General features: G+C 80.1%; 1 pseudogene. It reads right to left on the reverse strand.

What is annotated here, in order from left to right:
- Positions 1-458: pseudogene (locus tag GTW43_RS21740) on the reverse strand (PucR family transcriptional regulator); the annotation flags it as partial.

Raw genomic sequence — 458 nt, forward strand, 5'->3', positions numbered from 1 at the left:
CGGCCCGCTCGACACCGGCCCGCAGCGCCGCCGCGACCCGGTCCGCGACCGCGGTCCGCTCCGAGTCCGAGCGCAGCCCGAGCAGCAGCGGCACCCGCCCCTCGACGGGCCGCACCCCCAGGAGCACCGGTACGCCGACCGAGGCCAGCTCCTCCGACACGGCGCGGGCGAGCACGGCCCAGCCGCCGCCGGGGGACAGGCCCACGGCGCCCACCGACGCCTCCGGCATCCGCATCACCACGGGCAGCAGCGGGCCCTGCCCGGCCGGCTTGAAGCCGAGCACCCGGGCCTGCGCCGGGGCGTCCTCCGGGGTGATCCGGCCCTCCGCCAGATCGGTGAGGAAGTCACCGCGGCCGCGCGCCGCCAGCTCCTCCTCCTGCCGCGCCTGCATCAGCACCACGGCCAGCGACGCGGCGGCCCGCTCGGCGGCGATCCGGTGCACCGGCGCGAGCGGCGCC

It is taken from the genome of Streptomyces sp. SID5785 (genome assembly GCF_009870065.1).
Taxonomy (GTDB): domain Bacteria; phylum Actinomycetota; class Actinomycetes; order Streptomycetales; family Streptomycetaceae; genus Streptomyces.